General features: G+C 65.8%; 26 protein-coding genes. 6 read left to right on the top strand and 20 right to left on the bottom strand.

Annotated features, from left to right (window positions below; all coding sequences use genetic code 11):
- Positions 1-4: 4 nt before the first annotated feature.
- The 3 genes from V5F77_RS02815 to V5F77_RS02805 all read right to left on the bottom strand — a co-directional run bounded on the left by V5F77_RS02815 (position 5) and on the right by V5F77_RS02805 (position 3,685).
- Positions 5-1,387 (bottom strand): dipeptidase, encoded by a 1,383-nt coding sequence (locus tag V5F77_RS02815; RefSeq protein WP_429003805.1) that lies wholly within the window; start codon positions 1,385-1,387, stop codon positions 5-7.
- 179 nt (positions 1,388-1,566) lie between these two features.
- Positions 1,567-2,004: a hypothetical protein gene (locus tag V5F77_RS02810; protein ID WP_429003804.1), complete on the bottom strand. Its 438-nt coding sequence runs from the start codon at positions 2,002-2,004 to the stop codon at positions 1,567-1,569.
- 148 nt (positions 2,005-2,152) lie between these two features.
- Positions 2,153-3,685: a helicase HerA-like domain-containing protein gene (locus V5F77_RS02805; RefSeq protein ID WP_429003803.1), complete on the bottom strand. Its 1,533-nt coding sequence runs from the start codon at positions 3,683-3,685 to the stop codon at positions 2,153-2,155.
- A gap of 152 nt (positions 3,686-3,837) precedes the next feature.
- Between V5F77_RS02805 and V5F77_RS02800 the strand changes: the two genes are divergently transcribed.
- From V5F77_RS02800 to folK, 3 genes are read left to right on the top strand one after another with little or no spacing between them, the layout of a single operon-like run.
- Positions 3,838-4,218 (top strand): DUF2267 domain-containing protein, encoded by a 381-nt coding sequence (locus tag V5F77_RS02800; protein ID WP_429003802.1) that lies wholly within the window; start codon positions 3,838-3,840, stop codon positions 4,216-4,218.
- Positions 4,219-4,256: 38 nt separating this feature from the next.
- Positions 4,257-5,096 (top strand): dihydropteroate synthase, encoded by an 840-nt coding sequence (gene folP, locus V5F77_RS02795; RefSeq protein ID WP_429003801.1) that lies wholly within the window; start codon positions 4,257-4,259, stop codon positions 5,094-5,096.
- Entirely contained in the window at positions 5,093-5,578 is a 486-nt protein-coding gene (gene folK, locus V5F77_RS02790) for a 2-amino-4-hydroxy-6-hydroxymethyldihydropteridine diphosphokinase (protein WP_429003800.1), read from the top strand. The genes folP and folK overlap by 4 nt, the downstream gene beginning before the upstream one ends.
- 84 nt (positions 5,579-5,662) lie before the next feature.
- Here the strand turns inward: folK and V5F77_RS02785 are convergent, their stop codons facing one another.
- Positions 5,663-5,869: a CsbD family protein gene (locus V5F77_RS02785; RefSeq protein WP_429003799.1), complete on the bottom strand. Its 207-nt coding sequence runs from the start codon at positions 5,867-5,869 to the stop codon at positions 5,663-5,665.
- A gap of 137 nt (positions 5,870-6,006) precedes the next feature.
- Here V5F77_RS02785 and meaB point away from each other — a divergent pair, with 137 nt between their 5' ends.
- The gene (gene meaB / locus V5F77_RS02780; RefSeq protein ID WP_429003798.1) at positions 6,007-7,020 is read left to right on the top strand and encodes a methylmalonyl Co-A mutase-associated GTPase MeaB; all 1,014 of its coding nucleotides are present in this window, start codon (positions 6,007-6,009) and stop codon (positions 7,018-7,020) included.
- A 3-nt stretch (positions 7,021-7,023) separates the two neighbouring features.
- Positions 7,024-7,656, top strand: a complete 633-nt coding sequence (locus tag V5F77_RS02775) for a pyroglutamyl-peptidase I family protein (protein ID WP_429003797.1) — start codon at positions 7,024-7,026, stop codon at positions 7,654-7,656.
- On the opposite strand, the gene V5F77_RS02770 is transcribed toward V5F77_RS02775, so the two are convergent.
- Positions 7,622-7,879, bottom strand: a complete 258-nt coding sequence (locus tag V5F77_RS02770) for a hypothetical protein (RefSeq protein WP_429003796.1) — start codon at positions 7,877-7,879, stop codon at positions 7,622-7,624. The genes V5F77_RS02775 and V5F77_RS02770 overlap by 35 nt on opposite strands.
- Positions 7,880-8,075: 196 nt before the next feature.
- On the opposite strand from V5F77_RS02770, the gene V5F77_RS02765 reads away from it, so the two are divergent.
- Positions 8,076-8,231: a hypothetical protein gene (locus V5F77_RS02765; RefSeq protein WP_429003795.1), complete on the top strand. Its 156-nt coding sequence runs from the start codon at positions 8,076-8,078 to the stop codon at positions 8,229-8,231.
- A gap of 148 nt (positions 8,232-8,379) precedes the next feature.
- On the opposite strand, the gene V5F77_RS02760 is transcribed toward V5F77_RS02765, so the two are convergent.
- From V5F77_RS02760 to V5F77_RS02690, 15 genes are all read right to left on the bottom strand, one after another.
- Positions 8,380-10,248, bottom strand: a complete 1,869-nt coding sequence (locus V5F77_RS02760) for an ATP-binding protein (protein WP_429003794.1) — start codon at positions 10,246-10,248, stop codon at positions 8,380-8,382.
- Between the two features lie 404 nt (positions 10,249-10,652).
- Positions 10,653-11,819 (bottom strand): tyrosine-type recombinase/integrase, encoded by a 1,167-nt coding sequence (locus V5F77_RS02755; protein WP_429003793.1) that lies wholly within the window; start codon positions 11,817-11,819, stop codon positions 10,653-10,655.
- Positions 11,820-12,009: 190 nt separating this feature from the next.
- Positions 12,010-12,498 (bottom strand): nucleoside 2-deoxyribosyltransferase, encoded by a 489-nt coding sequence (locus tag V5F77_RS02750; protein ID WP_429003792.1) that lies wholly within the window; start codon positions 12,496-12,498, stop codon positions 12,010-12,012.
- A 1-nt stretch (position 12,499) separates the two neighbouring features.
- On the bottom strand, positions 12,500-12,754 hold the full coding sequence (locus V5F77_RS02745) for a hypothetical protein (RefSeq protein WP_429003791.1): 255 nt from the start codon (positions 12,752-12,754) through the stop codon (positions 12,500-12,502).
- 3 nt (positions 12,755-12,757) lie between these two features.
- Positions 12,758-13,057: a hypothetical protein gene (locus tag V5F77_RS02740; protein WP_429003790.1), complete on the bottom strand. Its 300-nt coding sequence runs from the start codon at positions 13,055-13,057 to the stop codon at positions 12,758-12,760.
- 3 nt (positions 13,058-13,060) lie between these two features.
- Positions 13,061-13,513: a hypothetical protein gene (locus tag V5F77_RS02735; RefSeq protein ID WP_429003789.1), complete on the bottom strand. Its 453-nt coding sequence runs from the start codon at positions 13,511-13,513 to the stop codon at positions 13,061-13,063.
- A gap of 1 nt (position 13,514) precedes the next feature.
- Complete coding sequence (locus V5F77_RS02730) at positions 13,515-14,303, bottom strand: hypothetical protein (RefSeq protein ID WP_429003788.1); 789 nt, start codon at positions 14,301-14,303, stop codon at positions 13,515-13,517.
- Positions 14,304-14,364: 61 nt separating this feature from the next.
- Positions 14,365-14,589, bottom strand: coding sequence for a hypothetical protein (locus V5F77_RS02725; protein ID WP_429003787.1), 225 nt, complete (start codon positions 14,587-14,589; stop codon positions 14,365-14,367).
- Positions 14,582-14,902 carry a hypothetical protein gene (locus V5F77_RS02720; protein WP_429003786.1) on the bottom strand — a complete coding sequence of 107 codons (321 nt, stop codon included), beginning with the start codon at positions 14,900-14,902 and terminating at the stop codon, positions 14,582-14,584. The genes V5F77_RS02725 and V5F77_RS02720 overlap by 8 nt, the downstream gene beginning before the upstream one ends.
- On the bottom strand, positions 14,899-15,102 hold the full coding sequence (locus V5F77_RS02715; protein WP_429003785.1) for a hypothetical protein: 204 nt from the start codon (positions 15,100-15,102) through the stop codon (positions 14,899-14,901). Before V5F77_RS02715 ends, V5F77_RS02720 begins: the two co-directional genes overlap by 4 nt.
- Positions 15,099-15,578 carry a hypothetical protein gene (locus V5F77_RS02710; protein ID WP_429003784.1) on the bottom strand — a complete coding sequence of 160 codons (480 nt, stop codon included), beginning with the start codon at positions 15,576-15,578 and terminating at the stop codon, positions 15,099-15,101. Before V5F77_RS02710 ends, V5F77_RS02715 begins: the two co-directional genes overlap by 4 nt.
- Positions 15,579-16,295: a hypothetical protein gene (locus V5F77_RS02705; protein ID WP_429003783.1), complete on the bottom strand. Its 717-nt coding sequence runs from the start codon at positions 16,293-16,295 to the stop codon at positions 15,579-15,581. It lies immediately after the preceding gene.
- The gene (locus V5F77_RS02700; RefSeq protein WP_429003782.1) at positions 16,292-17,350 is read right to left on the bottom strand and encodes a phage Gp37/Gp68 family protein; all 1,059 of its coding nucleotides are present in this window, start codon (positions 17,348-17,350) and stop codon (positions 16,292-16,294) included. The genes V5F77_RS02705 and V5F77_RS02700 overlap by 4 nt, the downstream gene beginning before the upstream one ends.
- The gene (locus tag V5F77_RS02695) at positions 17,343-17,687 is read right to left on the bottom strand and encodes a hypothetical protein (protein WP_429003781.1); all 345 of its coding nucleotides are present in this window, start codon (positions 17,685-17,687) and stop codon (positions 17,343-17,345) included. Before V5F77_RS02695 ends, V5F77_RS02700 begins: the two co-directional genes overlap by 8 nt.
- Entirely contained in the window at positions 17,684-17,851 is a 168-nt protein-coding gene (locus V5F77_RS02690; protein WP_429003780.1) for a hypothetical protein, read from the bottom strand. The genes V5F77_RS02695 and V5F77_RS02690 overlap by 4 nt, the downstream gene beginning before the upstream one ends.
- Between the last annotated feature and the right edge of the window lie 29 nt (positions 17,852-17,880).

The raw sequence follows: 17,880 nt of genomic DNA, 5'->3' as shown, positions 1-17,880 counted from the left end.
GGCGCTATTCCGCAGCCAAGGCGCTGAGAATTCTTGCCCAGCTGCGGGTGCCTTGGCGGAAGGAGCGCAGATCGTATTTCTCATTCGGCGAATGAATCCGGTCATCGTCCAGGGCAAAGCCGATCAGCAGCGTGTCTATGCCGAGCGCCGCCTTGAACTGGCCGACGATGGGGATGGACCCGCCGCTGCCGATGGTCACCGGCGCGACGCCCCATTCCGCCTCCAGCGCGGCGGCCGCCTTGGCGAGGTCGGGGCTGTCCGGCGGCACCATCACCGCCGGGCTGCCTTCGCCGAGCGTCAGGTCGAGCTGGCAATCGGCCGGAATGCGCGCCTTCACGAACGCCTCGAAGGCCGAGCGGATGGCTTTGGGATCCTGCGCCGCGACCAGGCGGAACGTGACCTTTGCAGTCGCCTTGGCGGGAATGATGGTCTTGGTGCCCTGCCCCATATAGCCGCCGAACAGGCCGTTCACCTCGAACGTGGGTCGCGACTGGATCTGCTCGATCAGCAGCCGGTCCGCCTCACCGGTGGAGATGGACAGGCCCACCGGGCCGAGGAAGGCTTCGGCGGTCAAGCCGAGGCGCTCCCATTGAGCCCGCACGGCGGCGGTCGGCTCGCGCACATCGTCGTAGAAGCCGGGAATGGTGATGCGGCCCTTGGCATCGTGCACATCCGCGATCAGCCGCGCGAGCACATGGAGCGGATTGCGGGCCGCGCCGCCGAACAGGCCGGAATGCAGGTCGCGGCTTGCGCCCGTGACGACGATCTCCGCATGCAGCATGCCGCGCAGCGACGTGGTGATGGCCGGGGTCCCGCGATCCCACATGCCGGTGTCGCAAACCAAAGCGACATCGGCCTTGAGCTCCTCTCCATGGGCCTTGAGGAAGGCCGGTAGGCTAGGCGAGCCGCATTCCTCCTCCCCCTCCAGCAACACCGTCACATCCACCGGCAGCGTTCCGGTCACGTCGCGATGGGCGCGCAGGGCTTCCAGGAAGGTAAAGATCTGCCCCTTGTCGTCGCTCGCCCCCCGCGCCACGATCTGTTCGCGGCCGTCGGCGCTGGTGCGGATCTGCGGATCGAAGGGCGGGCTGTTCCACAACTCCAGGGGGTCGACCGGCTGGACGTCGTAATGGCCGTAGAACAGCACCCGGCGGGCGGCGCCGGTCTGGGTCTTGCCGACCACGACGGGATGTCCGGTGGTGTCATGAACTTCTGCGGAAAAGCCGAGTTCCTTCAGCGAATCGGCGGCGAACGTCGCGGCCCGGCGGCACTCCTGGGCGAAGGCGGGATCGGTGGAAATGCTCTCGATGCGCAGAAAATCGCTCAGCCGGCCAAGGCTTGCATCGCGTTGCGCGTCGATCCGATCGAGAACCCGGTCCAGCGCCATCTGCCACTCCTCATCGCCCCCCGCAGCCATATGGCCGGGGACTCGGGCGCGATGCTGGGCCGCCCCGCGGCTGGAGGCAAGATGGAGCGGGGGCGGCAGGACCGCAAAAATGCGGCCCCGCCTCCCGCCGAGAGGTCAAGCTATTGAAGCCCCGTCAGAAAGCGCCCCGCGAACAGTCTTCAGCTCGCGGCGAGCAGCGGACTGCGTACGGCACCATCCTCATGGCTCGCGAGGGCAGGCCGTTGCGCGCGGCGCGCCTTCTGAAGCACGGAGCCGATACGCCGATAGAGCAGGCGCGGAAGCAGAGGCATAGCGATCGCGGCATCGTAGCCTGCGCGGCTGGCAAGTCGCGCCAGCACGGTGGAAGGCCCTTCGGTGACCAGGATGCCGGGAATGGCGTCCGGCCCATCACGGAAAGGATGGTCCGGCACCAGATCCACCGACGCGGCCTGAACCACGATCACGTCAAAAGCGCGCGGAGCGGCCAGCGCTTCTTCGATGGAGGAGACTTCCGTAACGGCCCCGACACCGAGGGCCTTTAGGCCAACAGTTGTGATTTCGCGGCGTGCGGGGTCCGAGTCGACAATAAGAATACGAGCAGTTGGCAACACCTTCATGGGGCGCTCCCATTTGGAAGCACACCGGCCACTGCACGGCCGGGGCGCCGGTTAAGCAGCTCCGGCCGAACGTAACCCCGCAATCACGTTCGACTCGCCTATATTGTTACCACATCGCACCGGGCACGCAACCGTTGCCGTACGGCCGTCAACGGCTGATGCTGCCGAGGATGCCCCGCAAAATCGCCTTGCCGAGCTGGGTTCCCACCTGCGAGGCGAGTGAACGTGCGACTTGCCGCACGACCACTTCGGTCGTGCTCATGCGGGTGGAGGCCGGGGTGCGGGGCGGCGCGGTTCCCGTGCGCGGCACCGAGGCGCGCCCGGCAGACTTTTCCGGTGCGCGCGGCTCAGGCACGTGCGCTTCCGGCGCGCTTTTCTCCGCCGCGCGCTGCTTGAGACTCTCGAATGCCGATTCGCGATCGATCGGCGTGTCATAGAGATGTCCGACCGGGCTCTGGCGCAAGATCTCGCTCCGCTCCGCCGCACTCACCGGGCCGATCCGCGCCGACGGCGGGCGGATCAGCGTGCGCTCCACCATTGTGGGCGTGCCATTGCCTTCCAAGGTGGAGACCAGGGCCTCGCCCTTGCCCAGCTCCATGATCACCTGCGCGGTATCCAGCTTGGGATTGGGGCGAAACGTTTCCGCGGCCGCCTTCACCGCCTTCTGGTCGCGCGGCGTGAAGGCGCGGAGCGCGTGCTGGACCCGGTTGCCAAGCTGCGCGAGCACGCTCTGCGGCACGTCGAGCGGATTCTGGGTGACGAAATAGACCCCCACCCCCTTGGAGCGGATCAGCCGCACCACTTGCTCCACTTTCTCCAGCAGCGCCTTCGGCGCCTCGTCGAACAGCAGATGGGCTTCATCGAAGAAGAACACGAGCTTGGGTTTCTCCACGTCCCCCACCTCGGGCAATTGCTCGAACAGCTCGGAGAGCAGCCACAGGAGAAAGCAGGAATAAAGGCGCGGCGCGCCCATCAGCTTGTCGGCCGCGAGGATGGAGATCGTCCCGTAGCCGGAACGATCGATGCGCATGAGGTCGCGGATATCCAGCGCCGGCTCGCCGAAAAAGCTGTCGGCGCCCTGGTTCTCCAGCATCAGGAGCTGGCGCTGGATGGCGCCGACGCTGGCGGCGGAAACGTTGCCATATTGCGCGGACAGGCTTTTCGCATTCTGCGCCACCCAGGCGAGGGTCGCGCGCAGATCCTTCAGATCGAGCAGCAGCAGGCCTTCCTCGTCGGCGACGCGGAACACGATGTTCAGCACGCCTTCCTGGGTCTCGTTCAGGCCCATGAGCCGCGCCAGCAGCAACGGCCCCATCTCGGACACGGTGGCGCGGACCGGATGGCCCTGCGCTCCAAACAGGTCCCAGAAGATCACGGGGAAGGTATCGGCCTCATAGGCGATCCCGACCTCCTTGGCCCGCTGGAGCAGGAAATCCTTGCCCTCTCCCTTGGCCGCGACGCCGGAGAGATCGCCCTTGATGTCGGCCGCGAACACCGGCACGCCGGCCCGGGAGAAGCCTTCCGCCATCCCCTGGAGCGTCACGGTCTTGCCGGTGCCGGTGGCCCCGGTCACAAGGCCGTGGCGGTTGGCGAGGCGCAAACTGAGATATTGGGGATGCACCGTCTTTCCTGCGACGCTAGCGCCGAGAAAGATTTTGCCGTCCGAATCAGGACTCTCCATCCCATCCTCCCATTCCGTGCTGCCTGCTTTGTCGCGCGGGCAACACGCCTCGGGCAAGTGGTCCGACATGCTTTTGCGCGCTTGCGCCCTTGCTGCGGCGCGGTCAATATCCCGCCGCGCCGTCCCGACGAAACCGCGAGAAGGAGTTGCCCATGGATGAGTTGACCGCTCGGCTCATGGACAAGGTCGGGGTAAGCGAGCAGGTGGCCCGTTCCGCCGTATTGGCGGTGCTCGCTTTCCTCTCGCGCGAGGCGCCGCCGGCCGCCATCGCCGATCTTGTCACCGCCATCCCCGACCTGAAGGGCGAACTGCTGATGCCCCCGGCGGAGGACGCCTTTCCGGCAGCCACCGGCCATTTCGGCGGCATGGCCCGCCTGATGCGGGTCGCCGACCAGATGATGGAAAGCGGCATGACCATGTCTCAGGTGCAGGATGCCACCCGCGAGGTGGTCGCCTTCGCCCGCGAGAAAGCCGGCCCGGAACTGGTGGATCGCATCGTCGCCGCCGTTCCCGGCCTGCGACAGGTCGCGTGAGCCCGATGGCCTGAGCCGGCAACGGAGTTTCGCCCGACATGACCGCCCCCCTTGCCCCGAAAGTGCTCCAGGCCTGCGGCCGCGCGCTGCTGCTCGGCCCGCGCACCTTGATCATGGGCATATTGAACGTCACCCCCGATTCCTTTTCGGACGGCGGGCGCAGCCTTGCGGTGGAAGATGCGCTCGGCAATGCCCGTCGCCTCGCGAGTGAAGGCGCCGACATCCTCGACATCGGCGGGGAATCGACACGCCCCGGCCATGTGCCGGTGCCGTCCGATGAGGAATGGGCGCGTGTCGCCCCGGTGCTGGAGGCGCTGAAGGCCGAGGCCGGCATCCCGGTTTCCATCGACACCTCGAAAGCCGACGTCGCGCGCCGCGCCATTGCCGCCGGCGCAGTCATCGTCAACGACGTGTGGGGCTTCACGCGCGATCCCGACATGGCGCATGTGGTGGCGGACAGCGAGGCCGCGGCGGTGCTGATGCACAACCGCACCGAGGTGGACGAAAGCCTCGATATCGTTGACGAGTTGCTCGGCTTCTTCGAAAAAGCGCTGGAGCTGGCGACACGGGCCGGCGTCCGCCAGGACCGCATCGTGCTCGATCCCGGCATCGGCTTCGGCAAGACCTTCCCGCAGAATCTAGCAGCCATCGCGCGCCTGCCGGAATTGCGCGTGCTCGGTTATCCGCTGCTGCTCGGCACCTCGCGCAAGTCCCTGATCGGCAAGGTGATCGACAGCCTTCCGGCCGAGCGCGTGCCGGGCACCATCGCCTCGAACGTGATCGGCATCATGGCCGGGGTCGAGATCATCCGCGTGCACGACGTGGCCGCCCACGTGCAGGCGGCGCGGGTCGCGGAAGCCATCCGCGACGCCAGATGAGCCTGACGCGCGCCTATCTCTGCCTGGGCGGAAATGTCGGGCAACCGCGCGAAACGCTCGCGCTCGCGGTCGCGACGCTGGCCCGCGCCGGCCTCACCATCGCTGCGCGATCCTCGCTCTATCGCACCCCGCCCTGGGGGCCGGTGCCGCAGCCCGCCTATCTCAACCAGGTGGTGGCGGTGGATTGCCCGGTCGATGCACGCGGGTTGCTGTATCTCGTTCTTCTGGTGGAGCGCATGCTGGGGCGCGACCGCACGCGCGAGGTCCGCTTCGGGCCAAGGACGATCGATATCGATATTCTGGCATTCGGCGATGCGCGGATCGACGACAGCGACTTGCAACTCCCCCATCCCCGCCTGATGGAGCGCGCCTTCGCCCTGGTGCCGCTGGCGGAAATCGCCCCCGACCTGCGCATCGACGGGGTGCGCGTAAAGGATGCGCTCGCGCGGCTGGATGCGAGCGCCATCGTCAAGATCGCCTGAGGTGGACAAGAACCTGAGGCGACGCGAAAAGGGCGCCACAGCCTTGTGGCGCCCTTTTCAATCTTACTTCACTCACGCCGCGTCTCAGTCGATGCGGCTGTTGCTGGCCCAGGAATCCACCTGGCGCTTCACTTCGTCCTTGGCGAGGCCGTAGCGCTCCTGCAGCTTGCCTTCCAGGATTTCGCGATTGCCCTTGATCTCGGCAATGTCGTCGTCGGTGAGCTTGCCCCATTGGGTCTTCACATTGCCGGTGAATTGCTTCCAATTGCCTTCGATACGATCCCAGTTCATGGTTGAACTCCTGTGTTGGAAACGATGCTTGTACAACGTGGGCGTTGCCGCGATGTTCCCGCCCCGCGCCCATTGAGCGCAGGGCGCGGAGCCGGCATGCTCGCCGCAGCCCGCATCGCCTTTTGCGAGGCGTGCAAATGGCTGCGACCGCCGAAGGGGATGTCATGACGCCGGTGAAAGACGACGACGCGAAGCTCGCCGAAGGTGTGGTTCGGGGCGAGCGGGCGGCGCTCGCGCGGGCCATCACCCTGATCGAATCGCGCCGGCCGGATCATCGACGGCGCGCGGAAATCCTGCTCCAGGGCCTGCTGCCGCGCACCGGAAATGCTTACCGCGTTGGAATCACCGGCGTGCCCGGCGTCGGCAAATCCACCACCATCGACGCGCTGGGCACCTATCTGACGCAGCAGGGGCACAAGGTGGCGGTGCTGGCGGTGGACCCCTCCTCCACCCGCACCGGCGGATCGATCCTCGGCGACAAGACGCGCATGGCCCGCCTGTCGGTCGACCCCAACGCCTTCGTGCGCCCCTCGCCTTCCAGCGGCACGCTCGGCGGCATCGCCGCCAAGACGCGGGAAACCATGCTGCTATGCGAGGCCGCCGGCTTCGACGTGGTGCTGGTGGAGACCGTGGGCGTCGGCCAGTCGGAAACCGCCGTCGCCGACCTCACCGACACCTTCCTGGTGCTCATGCTGCCGGGCGCCGGCGATGAGCTTCAGGGCATCAAGAAAGGCGTGCTGGAACTGGCCGATATCGTCGCGGTGAACAAGGCCGACGGCGACAATCTGAACCGCGCGCGCGCGGCGGCCGGGGAATATCGCGCGGCGCTGCATCTGCTCGGCGCACGCGCCGCCCATTGGTCGCCGCCGGTCCTCACCTATTCCGGCCTCACCGGCGAAGGCATCGAGCGGCTGTGGGCGGAGGTGATGAACCACCGCACCCGCTGCGAGGCCGCCGGCGCCTTCGCCGCCACGCGCCGCGCCCAGCAGGTGCGCTGGATGTGGACCCTCCTGCACGAGAAGGTGGCGGAGCGCGTCGCCAGCGATCCCGCCATCAAGGCGCGCGTGCCGGCGCTGGAAAAAGGCGTCGCCGAGGGCACGCTCTCGCCCACTTTGGCCGCGAACGAGATCGCGGCGCTGCTGGGGCTCTAGACCATGCCGGACGAGCGACGGCGGATCTTGATCTGCGGCTTCGGAGCGTTTCCGGGCGTGCCGGACAATCCTTCCGCGCGGGTGGCGCGGCGGCTCGGACGGCTCGCCCGCCCCGCGCTTAGCGACCTCGCGCGCCATGTGGAAATCCTGCCCACGCGCTGGGCCGCGCTCGATCTTGCCGAAGCGCGCATCCGCGACCTGAAGCCTGACGCCATCGTGCTGCTGGGGGTCGCATCCCGCCGGCGCAACGTCTGCGTCGAGCAGCGGGCGCTCAACGCCGCCGGTTCGTTCCCCGATGCCAGCGGCGTCGCGATGACGGGCCGCAGGCTGGCGGAGGGGCCGGGCGAAATCCGCAGCAGCGCCGACCTGCCCCGCCTCGTCGCCGCGCTGCGCGCCGCCGGCCTGCCGGTCGCGGTCTCCCGCGACGCGGGGCGATATCTATGCAACGGGCTATATTATCGCGTGCTGGCGCTCGCAGCGCCGCGCCATGTGCCTGTGGTCTTCATCCATCTGCCGGGCGGCCCGGCCACCCGCGGCCGCGCATGGGAAAACCGCCTCGTCAGCGGCCTCGGGCAGGCGCTGGCGATCGTCGCGGGTCGGCTCAGCGGCCCTGCCGGGGCGGCTTGGGCGGGGTGATGTCGATCATCTCGTATTCGCCCGCCCGATAGGTCTGCGTGCGCACCTCGACGATGCCCTTGCCGAGCAGCAGGTAGCGGATGCCGCCCACCACCACGAGGGCGGTGACGAACAAGCCCACCGCGATCAGCAGGCTGCCGAGCAAGGTAAACAGCAGAACGGCGCCGACAGCGGCGGCCAACAAAATTCCGACGCTGCGAAAAGTGGAGAAGAAGCGGGTCATGGGTCCAATCCTGATACGCTTTCAACCCTACTTCAAGCTTTTGGCGGCGATGTGGCGAAAGCGCAACGCATCCGGGGGCACCCGATCGGGGTCGCCCGGCCCGGATGCCGAGCGAGGCGAAGAAACTTAAGCGAGGCCAGGGAACTCAGGCGTAGCTTTGGAGTTGACCTTGGGAACACCCAAGGAGTCGCCGGACATGTCGCGCAGTGCCCTTTATGCCGTGATCGCCATCCTTGTCGTAGTGGTCGGCTTCGGCAGCTATTACGCTTACAGGGATTATCAGGATAAGAAGAATTCGACGGAAATCACCATCGGCCCGAAGGGGATCAAGATCGATCCGCCGGCCCGCTGAACGAGACCGTCCTGATCTCATGAGGTTCCAGCCGTGGCACGGGGCACACTCGGCTTGCGCCCTGCCGCGTTAAAGCTGAGACACCCCCGTTGCGCCCGACCATAGGCAAGCGCAGCGGGGGCTGATCGCCCTCCAGGATGCGATCATCTCAGGATGCGATCATCTCCACGACCGCGCGCCGGCTGTCGGCGGCGTCCTTTACTGCGCGCTCGATGCGCGTGTCGAAAAACTCCTTGGCGGCCGGGAAAGCGAGGTGCAGGTCGTCGGCAATGAGGGTCAGAACCTCGCTGCTGAGCACCTGCTTCTGTTCCGCCTCGCTCCACCCCTCGGTCGCATTTCGCTTGGCGAGCCCGTAGACCAGCGCGCGCCCGAGGCGCAGCACCAATGCGTTCTCCGCGGCGGCTTGCGCAGCTCCTCGGGCAAGCGCCGGCGCGACCTCGGGCGGCGCGGAGGCGATCAGAAGCTCGGCCATCTGCTGCGCACTCGGATACCGCAGATTCACGTAGAGCTGGTGGGACTCCGGATAGAACCGCGCCGCACGGTGCTGAAGGTTGCGATCCGCCACTTCTTGTGCGCTGCGCAGCAGCAGCAGCTCGGGCATTTCCTCGAAATCCTCCACCTTCTCCGGAGAGTCTTTCTTCTCGGGCGGCTCCTTGGCCTTGGCTTCAGGCGGCTTGGGCGGCGTGGGCTTGGCTTCGGCGGCAGGCTTCGGCGGGGCCGGCGGCTGAACCGACGCGGGCACGGGCGGCTCCTTCGTCTTGTCGCTCGCCGGAGCGGGCGGCTTGGGAACCGGCGGCGGGCTGCGGAACTTCGGCCGCAGGCGCTTGAGGCCGAGAGAGGCGATCAGCTTCTCGAGCTGCTGCCTCACGCTGCCGATGAGGGCCTGGTCGGGCGATGCGCTGCGCATCATGTCCCGCAGCCAGGCCGGATGATTGGCCCGCACCATGGCCGCGAAATCCATCATCCGCACCTGGTCCTGCGCGCCGTTCTTGTAGCGCAGGAACTGCCGATACCCTTCCGCCCGGACCGGATAATCCTCGTCAAGCTCGACCAGCACCGAAAGATGCCGCGCATCGGAGCTGATGCCGTAGTTCGGCGCCTCGCCGGTCCACCCCGACCACATGCGCACTTCGTAGAGCTCGTCACCATGAAGCAACCCGGCAAAGCTGACGCCGCGGCTGAAACTGTCCTTGTAGGACGCATTGACTTCGGCGCGCTCGAGATGGACCGGATCATAGCCGAAATGCACCTTCACGCCGTCCGCGACCTGCACCGTGTCCCAGCGGGCGAAGCTCTCGCCGACGATGCGCAAGAACGGAATGAATGGCCGCATGCCTGAAAGATCGTGCAAATCCGGGCCGAGCAGCACGTCCACATCGCCGCGAATCTGGAAGAAGCGCTGCTGAAGGGCCAGTTGAAGCCACCATTTGGGAACCTTCGGGTTCCCGTCATAGGGGTCGGCAACGGTATCCTGGCTCGCGCGGTTGCCCAGCAGGACCACCTCGGTCCAATCGCTGCCGGTGCCCAAGCCCTCCGCCTTCACCTGGTCGGTCACGTCGAGCACCGCGCTCGGCGCGCCGGTCACGGGGTCGGGGCGCAGAACGCGCCCGTAGACGCCGCTGCGCTTGCCCAGCAGCACTTCACTGACGCGTCCCTCGCGGCACGAGCGATAGCGCACGCCATGGTGGTTCGAGGGCAGGGAGGCCACCTTCGCCCCCATGCCGAAATTCCCGTCCAGCCCCTGCATCTTGCCGATGGAGGACGCGATGTCGCACATGCGGAAAAGCTCCTCCGCATTCATCCCCACGCCCGTGTTCCAGATGCGGAGCTTGCGCACGCCGTCGACGCGGCAGGCCGCGATCTCGACCTGCCGCTCCCCGAGCGGCGCCGATGCCGCGGCCTCCAGTGCATTTTTGACCAACTCCCGCAGCATCATGCTCTTCGGGCAGCGTTCGATCGTGCTTGCTACGAAAAAATCTTCGTTGTGGACGCGAATTTTCGTTACCAATTCATTCATGCCCGCCCCCGAAAAGAGATAGTCCGCCGATTACTACCAATCATGACTTGAGTTTCCGCAGCTAAATTGATCTTTGAGACTGGATATATTTAAATTTTTGCAGTGATAAGCTACGGCGCAGCGACCCAATTTGGGGCAATAAATACCCGGAACGCCACCGCCGGATGTGCGGAGCGATGTCGAACCATGCACAAACCAAGCCAGACAAGCTCTGCACCTTGCCTGCGCACCCGGCGAACAGCGCATTGTGCCGCTTGTCGGCGCCCTCGCGCGAACTGCGCTCAAAGTCTGCGGATATCGGTTGCGGGAGGCACCGTGCGCTGGCTGGGGCGCCAGGATTCGAACCTGGGAATGGGGGAATCAAAATCCCCTGGTTCGAAGTCGCGGGACATTGGCACATCTCATTATTTTTTTGAAATCCTCTTTCCCTGTGCCGGTTTTTGTACGGGCCCACGCGGATCGGCAAAGGGTGGAGTTCCTGCGTTGGCGGGGCTTTCACCTGTGCCGGGATTTGTCCGGTCCACCCGCGATCGGCGGGTTTCGACTTCGAGGAAGGCATAGGCCTTTTCGGTCTGCACGACGCTCGAATGTCCAAGCTGATCCCGCACCATCTCCAAAGACCAATCCTGTTCCTGGAGCAGCCGGCACCCATGGGTTCGCCGAAGGTCGTGCCAGATCAAGCCTGAAATTCCGGCACGCTCTGCCGCGCGCTTCAGCCCCCGCAACATATGGCCGAACCGATTCCCGTCGATGTCTACCGCGCGCGCCCTGCCCTGCCGGCTCGCCGGCGCCGAGGCGGCGTGGAAGAAGACGTAGGGCGATCGGATGTGACGCGGCAGCGTACGGAGCACCTCAAGCGCTGGCTCGAGCAGGATCACCGTGCGATCGCGCTTCCCCTTAGCCGTCTCCTTTGGGATCATCACCTGCTTGGCATCGAGGTCCACCCGGTCCCAGGTCAGGCCCCATTGCTCTTCCGAGCGCAGCCCGGAATAGATCGCGAAGAGGATCGCGGCGCGGACGCGCGGAATCGCGCCTTCGAGCAAGCGGGCTTCGTCAGCTCGCGTGAGGTACCGCGTCCGAGATGGTGCCTCGCGCAGGCCGCGCTTCTTCCGCGACTTCAGAAAAGCGCCGACCGGGTTGGCGTCCACCCATTCCTTTTCGATGGCGAAGCCATAGATGCTGGAGAGGCAGGCGAGGTCGCGGCGCACGGTCGGCGCCGTCGCGCCCATGGACCGCCGCCACGTCTCGAACTCCTTCAGGTCGGCGCTGGATATGCTGGTGAGCAGCTTGCCGCCCATGTTCTCATCGAGCCACTGGATGGACGTACCGTAGCGCTTCACCGACGATTTTCGGAGGGTCGGGCCGTGCTCAAGGATGAAGGTATCGGCCGCCTCGTTGAGCGTGATCTTGGGCTTCGCGCCCCAGGCGCCGGCGTCTAATTCGGCGAGCCACGTCCTAAGACGCTCGCGAGCGACGCTTTCAGATCGCGTTTCGAGGGAGCGTCGAAACTCCTGGCCGTCTTTCTGGGCGCGGCCCCACCACGTCTTGCCCCGCTTGTAGACATTGGCCATTCGGTCACCTGTACGCGCTGAGCGTCCCACCATTTCATGACGGCGTCGAGATCAAAGACCCATTTGCCGTGCTCGCCAAACGGCTGGCGAGCACCCGGGATCTTCCCTGCAGCGGCAAGCCGGATCCAATGGCGGGGCGTGAAGCCGAACCGCTCGGCCAGGGTGGATGCCGGCACAGGCTTCGCCATCGTCACCTCCCCTTGCTCAAGTGGTTGGCGGCCGCGCGGATGGCCTCTTCGGCGGAATCGCACAGCGCCAGCATAGACACCGTGATCATGAGGTTTTCGGTCAGCCCGAACTCTTCGACCTGGTGGCCGGCCCTGTCCCACCGCATCCCTTCGGCGCTTTCGTGCTCGATGCGCTCGTGCATCTCGCCGGGGCAGTTCGTCCAGCCGACGACAGGAATGCCCTTCGCGATCGCATAGCCGATCTCGAAAGCGGTCCCCGGATCCATGTGGGGGCCGCGGAAGGGTGAGATGTTGGCCACCATCATGCTGCACCGGTCGATGGCTCCGATGCACCCCTGGTAGATCGAAAGCGCGTCCTGCGCAGGCTCATCGAGAGGGAAGAGACCGGTAAGGCCGTGATCTGCACAGAGCTTCTTGAGGCGGTAGCCTTCGAAGATCGCATCAGCGCGGAAAACCTCGGGACCGGCGAGATAGATTTTCGGCTGTGCCATGTCACTCGTCTCCGGACGCGGCGTTTAGCACTTGGTGCACCACCGAAGTGTGCATCGGCGAACCATAGCGCATGCCATAGGTGAGGCCCGTCGCTTCGCACCATTGGCACTCTTCATAGCGCGTCTTGCCATGGCCCTTGCAGACCTCGCAGAGGACAGCGGTAAAGTTCCCGGGCATGCGCGAGAGGCCGCGCACTAGGCGCTCGGCATGTGCCTTCTCGGTGCCCCAAGGGATATGAAACCAGTAGCGTGACATGGCTCACACCTTCCCTTTAATACCAGTGACGGCGCGGGCGCCAAGCGCGTCGGCAGTGCATAGCCAATGGGTGTCGTCACCAGCCCAGCCGGGGACGTCAAACCCGGCGGGGTTCACTTGTGTGAGGTAGAAATGTCGGACGGGCAGCATCGCGAATTCCAGCAGATCGTCCTCGTCCACCACCCACGGGCAACCGCAGGCGATCGCATCAAGGATGTCGTCCTCAGAGATGGTCGCAAGATCGACATGGCCTTCGACAAATGCTGCCCAGAGCGCGCCATCCTCGGTGTTCAGAACGCGCATGGCTCACGCCTCCCCTTTGGGAGGGGCAGAAAACCCCGAAAGCTCAGCGAGCACCTCTTGCGGGCTGATGCAGATCTTGTCCGCAAGAAGGGCCATCAACTCCGGCTCTTCGCCATCCCGTGTCAGGATTAGGGTGCGCTTACCGGCGCCGGCCATCCAGCCGAGTTCGAGGTGGGCGGATCGACCGCATGGAAGCAACAGCAGACACGTGTCAGCCCACCGCATGGCACTGAAATCTGCATTGAAGCCCTGGGCGGCCCGGGGGTGGGATAGCAAAGCTGCCCTATAATCCTCAGCCGTGCATGGCACCGACAGGCCGATGTCCGCCCATTTGAAGCCGGTCGAGTGCGGCGGGTTGCGGAAGTCATAGACTTGATGGCCGTTGTGCCGAAGAAGTTCCACCATCCAGGGCTGGTACGCGTTGCGCCACGACGACGCGAGATAGATGCGGGCCATGTCACTTGCTTCCCAGCTTTGAGAGGTCGGCAATGTCGAGATGGGCAAGAGCGGCGCGGACGCCTATCAGCACCCTGCCGAACCCAATGCCCTGTTCGATTGGCGAGTTCGACCCGGCCCGCAGTATGCGAGCGCTCTCGTGAAAGCCCATGGCCTCTTGTGTTCTCGCGAAGTGCTCGCGCACCAGCTGCACAGCATCGATGCCCGTAGGGTCGGTCGCGGGCTCGGCCGCCATAAACGCCGCCATGTCCTCATAATCGGTCGTGTCCCAGACCGCGCCAATGCCGCCGCATTCGAAGCAGCCAAGCCCTAAATGACACCTCAGGGCGGGACTGTATCGTCCGGTGGCGTAGCCCTCGTTCAACTCGTGGCAGCCGCAACAAGACCGCCAGAAGCCCTTGCTATCCATGGCTTCTCGGACGCTCTGCGCGCTGATCACCTCACCCTGTGCGGCAGGGGCCGCTTCCTGCGGCAACGGCGAGTTCTTTGGCTTCGCGGCCTGCTTGGCGCGGATCTGCTCGACCTTCGTCCAGACCCTGGCGAGTTCTTTCTCGCCGGCCACATCCATGTCCGTACCGTGCGCGAGGCACAGCGCAGCGAGCGTGACCATGACACCCCCGACTTCCTGTGCCAGTTCTCCGACCGGCCGCCCATAGACGTAGCGCACGAGCTGCTGCGCCTCGCTCTCGGTGCAGCCGCAGGCCTGGACAAGCTCCAGAGCCTCTTCGAGAAAGCGATGGTTGCGCTCCACTTTGTCGGCGCAAATCTCGATGCCGAAGCATTCCAGCATCCAAGGCCGGACGCGCGCCTGAAATGGTTCCACCGGGGGCACTTCGTTCATTGGAAGATCCTCAAAAGGGGATGCCATCGCCGGCGACCTCGACCACCAGGTGCACGATCTCGACCGGGTCGCGCGTAGCCGCGATCGCGAGCGGCTGAAGCACGTAAAATTTCTGGCCGGGATTGAGCGCAGCGAGACGCTTCGCCTCGGCCAGGGCGCTGGCTTGACTCGGGTGCCTGTAATGCGGGGTGCGACCTTCCGGGTTCCAGACCAAGAAGAAGGCTTTCTCAGACATCGGTGTCGCGCTCCTCATGGCGGATAACCTGCAGGTCGATGTCGCACCCGACGACCTGGCGCAGCGCAGCGCCGGCGGCCTCGACGTCGATATGAAAAGCGCTGGGCACCGCGTCCGAAATGCCGATGGTCGCCTTGAGGGTGGGTGTGCTGAAAAGCGAGCGCGGCAGAGTGGCGGTGCAAGCCATGGCCCGTTCGTCTCTCGACACGGACGGCTCGCCGCGCGAGAAGCGCATGCTGCCGGCGGCGTCGAACACCAGCCAGAAGCTGTAACTGATCTCGTTCGGACCCATGCATGAATGCCGCGGGCTCATGATTTCCTGCTCCCTGCGCTCATACGAGCAATCTGGGTGCGCAGTTCCGCGACCTGTGCCGCATGCTCAAACGTGGAGGTGATGATCTCAGCGCCGGACCCGAGACCTTGCAGCCGCGCGACGTCCGCCAGTTGCTGGCCGCGAGTGCGAATGGCGGTGGCGATGTCGGCGCCGAAGCGCTTGATTTCTTCGTCTCTCATCGAGGGTCCTCCCGGCCGAGATCAATCGCTTCCGCGCGGGCCCGCTTGATGATGTTGGTCATGTGCCTGACGATGGCGTCGGGCGGCTCCTTCGACATGCGCAAGGCGGCGGACACGCCATAGAGCTGCTGGCAGATCTGCAGAGGGTTGATGCCGGCCTCGGTCCAGAATTTCAGCTCACCCATGTCGTGCTGATCGCGGTGCGCGGAATGGGACAGCGGGAGCGTCCACATATCCGAGGGCCGGGCGGACGTGCCGGCGTTGTCCTTGCCCCAGGCGTGAAGGGACAGCCGGACGTGCGCCGCCTCGACGTCGCCGACCATGCCGGTGATCAGGCAAGGCAGTTGACGGATGAACGCCAGATGCAGGGCGTCGAGTTTGCGCCCGCGCTCGCGCGGTGGCTTGCGCGTCCGGGTCGCTGCGGTGGTCCGTTGCTGGCGTGGAGGCCAGCCGCCGATGGGGACAATGCGCGCCATCTATGCGGCCTCCGCGGTGGCCGGCATGGCGTCGATATTCCCGAGGCGCGGCACGAAGGTGTAGGCGGCAACCCATGGGTTCGCGTCCCAGGAGCCGGGGCCGTTGATGTTGTTCCAGAGCAGTGCATATGCCGCCTGCGGTGACGTTCCGCTCTGGCCTTCGGCTGCAGACCAATTCTCCCATCGGAGCATTCCGCCGCCGACGCGCTGCACTCCTTCTGCCAGGGCATCTTCGCGGCTGATATCCTGCAACCGCTGCACTCGCACGTCGGTCACGTAGAGGGTGATGCGGGACGCCCAGCGGGGCAGGTACATGCTGGGGCGCGGCTTGCCCACCAAGCCGATATCCGCATAGCTGCGCTTGGTGGCGGCGTATTCGATATCGGCATCACGCGGGATGTCGCGCGGGGCTGTCCCGTTGAGAGACCGGGCCGCGTGCCACGCCTCGCGGACCCACAGGCGGTCGCCAGCCTGATAGGGCAGCACCGCCAGCAGTTCGCTGTGACGCAGGTCGTGCCAGCGCATCCCACGGTCCCGGAAATGCCAGTCATATCCGCGCGTATCGCTCTGGCCGAACTCGGTGATGGCGCCGAAACGCCGCAAGCGCTTCAGGTGCCCATTGCGCCGGGTCTGCGTCTTGCCCGTGCCTGGGCGCTCGATCTCGCGCAGGAGGCCGCGGACCATGGAAGCCGTGAAGAGGATCGGGTGATCGGTCATGCGACCCTCGCGATTGTGGTCGGCATGCCGTTGTGTTCCACGCCGTCGAGCAGGCGGCCGGCGGCGCGCTTGCCGACGCGGCGCATGACGTGGAATTTCTCCCCGTGGAAGCCGCGGCCGCCGTCAAGGTTCAGCCAACGGGTCTTGACGTCGTCAGCGAACTTTCGGCTGTAATCGGCTCGCCAATCAGGGTCATCCCGCTCTCGGTCGATCGCCACCGCCCACTCGCCCCACTGCTTGAAAAGGTAGGGGATGCCGTGCGCGGCGCAGAAATCACGGGCGGCGCGGTGCCAATCGGGGTGCGACGGGCGCGCGCGCGGGCCGCTCTCCCCACCGGAGATAAGCCAGGAGAGGAATTCCCAGCCGGTCCAATCCACGTGGCCGAGGGCGGGCTCGTAGGAGACGAAGGTTTGCCATCCGCTGGTGGCGAGCGCGGCAAGATCCTCGCGCCGCTCATCGGCCCGGCGCTGGTCCTCCACCGAGACGCCGATCAGGACATTCGGAAGAGGCCAAGCTTGATCCGCATCGAGCAGAAGAACCGCGTCGCCGTCGCGGGGATCTTTAGCGGTCCAGCCGGGCCGCCGCACATAGGGGCGATAGCCGGTTCCGCACACAAGGCCGCCGATATAAGCGCGCATCCGCGCGCTGCGCTTGGTCAGCACCTGGAACGTGTGCTGCGGGCACAGCGCCATGACGGCGAACACCCGGTCGATCCACTCGTCTGGCACGCTCTCGTGAAAGAGATCGCCCATCGAGTTGACGAAGATCCGCCGCGGGCGGCGCCAGCGCAGCGGTTGGGTGAGGATGTGGTCGGGCGCGAGGGCGACCTTGCCGGTCCACACGGGCGGCTTGTTCATGAACTCGCCGCGCGTAGTCGTCCCCCGGTAATGAAGAAGGTGCGCATTGCCTTCACCATTGGGCTTCGGCGTCATGGCTTCCAACCGATCCGCCATTTTCATGGCGTAGCAATTGGTGCAGCCGGGCGAGACGATGGAGCAACCGACGATGGGGTTCCACGTCGCGTCGGTCCATTCGATTTTCGAATTGTCACCCACGGTCGCCCTCCTCTCCAAGGGCGGCCGGGATGTGCATCCACGCGGTGGGGCGGCAAATTTCGGGCGAATGGTCCCGGAAGGTCGAGCCGTCCTCGAAGGTATAGCCGGGAGCCAGCTCCATCCTGTTGAAGCGGGTGACGAACTCGCCGAACCCCGAATGCCAGAACATGCGGATCGCGTTGCCGTTCACGATGCCCCAGAATCTGGAGCCGTCGCGCGGAGCGCTCGCCATGTCCATGATGAGAGGTTGGGAGGCCGAGCCGGGGGGAATCCCGGCCTCCCCTTCGCCGGAGTTTGCTAAGGGGGATCGCAGCCCCGGCGAATTCGCGATGGTCATGCGGCGCTCCTCTGGCGCTGGCGTCCCGAAAGGACGAACGAGCGAGCGGCCACGCCGCGGTTGCAGATGGCGATTTCCCGACGCGCCTCAGCGATCAGCCGGAGCGTCTCGGCCTTGAGCCGAGCTTCCTCGGCGAGCAGGCGGGCCAGATCCTGGTCAGACATCGGGGCCTCCATCGGGGAACAGGCCGCGC

Source organism: Roseixanthobacter psychrophilus (assembly GCF_043195195.1).
Taxonomy (GTDB): Bacteria; Pseudomonadota; Alphaproteobacteria; order Rhizobiales; family Xanthobacteraceae; genus NCEH01.
This window is presented reverse-complemented; position numbering and strand designations above follow the sequence as displayed.

Coding starts and splice junctions, on each gene's coding strand:
- V5F77_RS02770 (WP_429003796.1), bottom strand. CDS start 7,879: ATGACCCGCTTCTTCTCCACTTTTCGCAGCGTCGGAATTTTGTTGGCC.
- V5F77_RS02810 (WP_429003804.1), bottom strand. CDS start 2,004: ATGAAGGTGTTGCCAACTGCTCGTATTCTTATTGTCGACTCGGACCCC.
- V5F77_RS02720 (WP_429003786.1), bottom strand. CDS start 14,902: ATGAGCCCGCGGCATTCATGCATGGGTCCGAACGAGATCAGTTACAGC.
- V5F77_RS02755 (WP_429003793.1), bottom strand. CDS start 11,819: ATGGCCAATGTCTACAAGCGGGGCAAGACGTGGTGGGGCCGCGCCCAG.
- V5F77_RS02740 (WP_429003790.1), bottom strand. CDS start 13,057: ATGCGCGTTCTGAACACCGAGGATGGCGCGCTCTGGGCAGCATTTGTC.
- V5F77_RS02725 (WP_429003787.1), bottom strand. CDS start 14,589: ATGTCTGAGAAAGCCTTCTTCTTGGTCTGGAACCCGGAAGGTCGCACC.
- V5F77_RS02710 (WP_429003784.1), bottom strand. CDS start 15,578: ATGGCGCGCATTGTCCCCATCGGCGGCTGGCCTCCACGCCAGCAACGG.
- V5F77_RS02695 (WP_429003781.1), bottom strand. CDS start 17,687: ATGACCATCGCGAATTCGCCGGGGCTGCGATCCCCCTTAGCAAACTCC.
- V5F77_RS02800 (WP_429003802.1), top strand. CDS start 3,838: ATGGATGAGTTGACCGCTCGGCTCATGGACAAGGTCGGGGTAAGCGAG.
- folK (WP_429003800.1), top strand. CDS start 5,093: ATGAGCCTGACGCGCGCCTATCTCTGCCTGGGCGGAAATGTCGGGCAA.
- meaB (WP_429003798.1), top strand. CDS start 6,007: ATGGCTGCGACCGCCGAAGGGGATGTCATGACGCCGGTGAAAGACGAC.
- V5F77_RS02730 (WP_429003788.1), bottom strand. CDS start 14,303: ATGCTGGAATGCTTCGGCATCGAGATTTGCGCCGACAAAGTGGAGCGC.
- V5F77_RS02745 (WP_429003791.1), bottom strand. CDS start 12,754: ATGTCACGCTACTGGTTTCATATCCCTTGGGGCACCGAGAAGGCACAT.
- folP (WP_429003801.1), top strand. CDS start 4,257: ATGACCGCCCCCCTTGCCCCGAAAGTGCTCCAGGCCTGCGGCCGCGCG.
- V5F77_RS02805 (WP_429003803.1), bottom strand. CDS start 3,685: ATGGAGAGTCCTGATTCGGACGGCAAAATCTTTCTCGGCGCTAGCGTC.
- V5F77_RS02815 (WP_429003805.1), bottom strand. CDS start 1,387: ATGGCGCTGGACCGGGTTCTCGATCGGATCGACGCGCAACGCGATGCA.
- V5F77_RS02750 (WP_429003792.1), bottom strand. CDS start 12,498: ATGGCACAGCCGAAAATCTATCTCGCCGGTCCCGAGGTTTTCCGCGCT.
- V5F77_RS02735 (WP_429003789.1), bottom strand. CDS start 13,513: ATGGCCCGCATCTATCTCGCGTCGTCGTGGCGCAACGCGTACCAGCCC.
- V5F77_RS02765 (WP_429003795.1), top strand. CDS start 8,076: ATGTCGCGCAGTGCCCTTTATGCCGTGATCGCCATCCTTGTCGTAGTG.
- V5F77_RS02760 (WP_429003794.1), bottom strand. CDS start 10,248: ATGAATGAATTGGTAACGAAAATTCGCGTCCACAACGAAGATTTTTTC.
- V5F77_RS02715 (WP_429003785.1), bottom strand. CDS start 15,102: ATGAGAGACGAAGAAATCAAGCGCTTCGGCGCCGACATCGCCACCGCC.
- V5F77_RS02785 (WP_429003799.1), bottom strand. CDS start 5,869: ATGAACTGGGATCGTATCGAAGGCAATTGGAAGCAATTCACCGGCAAT.
- V5F77_RS02690 (WP_429003780.1), bottom strand. CDS start 17,851: ATGTCTGACCAGGATCTGGCCCGCCTGCTCGCCGAGGAAGCTCGGCTC.
- V5F77_RS02705 (WP_429003783.1), bottom strand. CDS start 16,295: ATGACCGATCACCCGATCCTCTTCACGGCTTCCATGGTCCGCGGCCTC.
- V5F77_RS02775 (WP_429003797.1), top strand. CDS start 7,024: ATGCCGGACGAGCGACGGCGGATCTTGATCTGCGGCTTCGGAGCGTTT.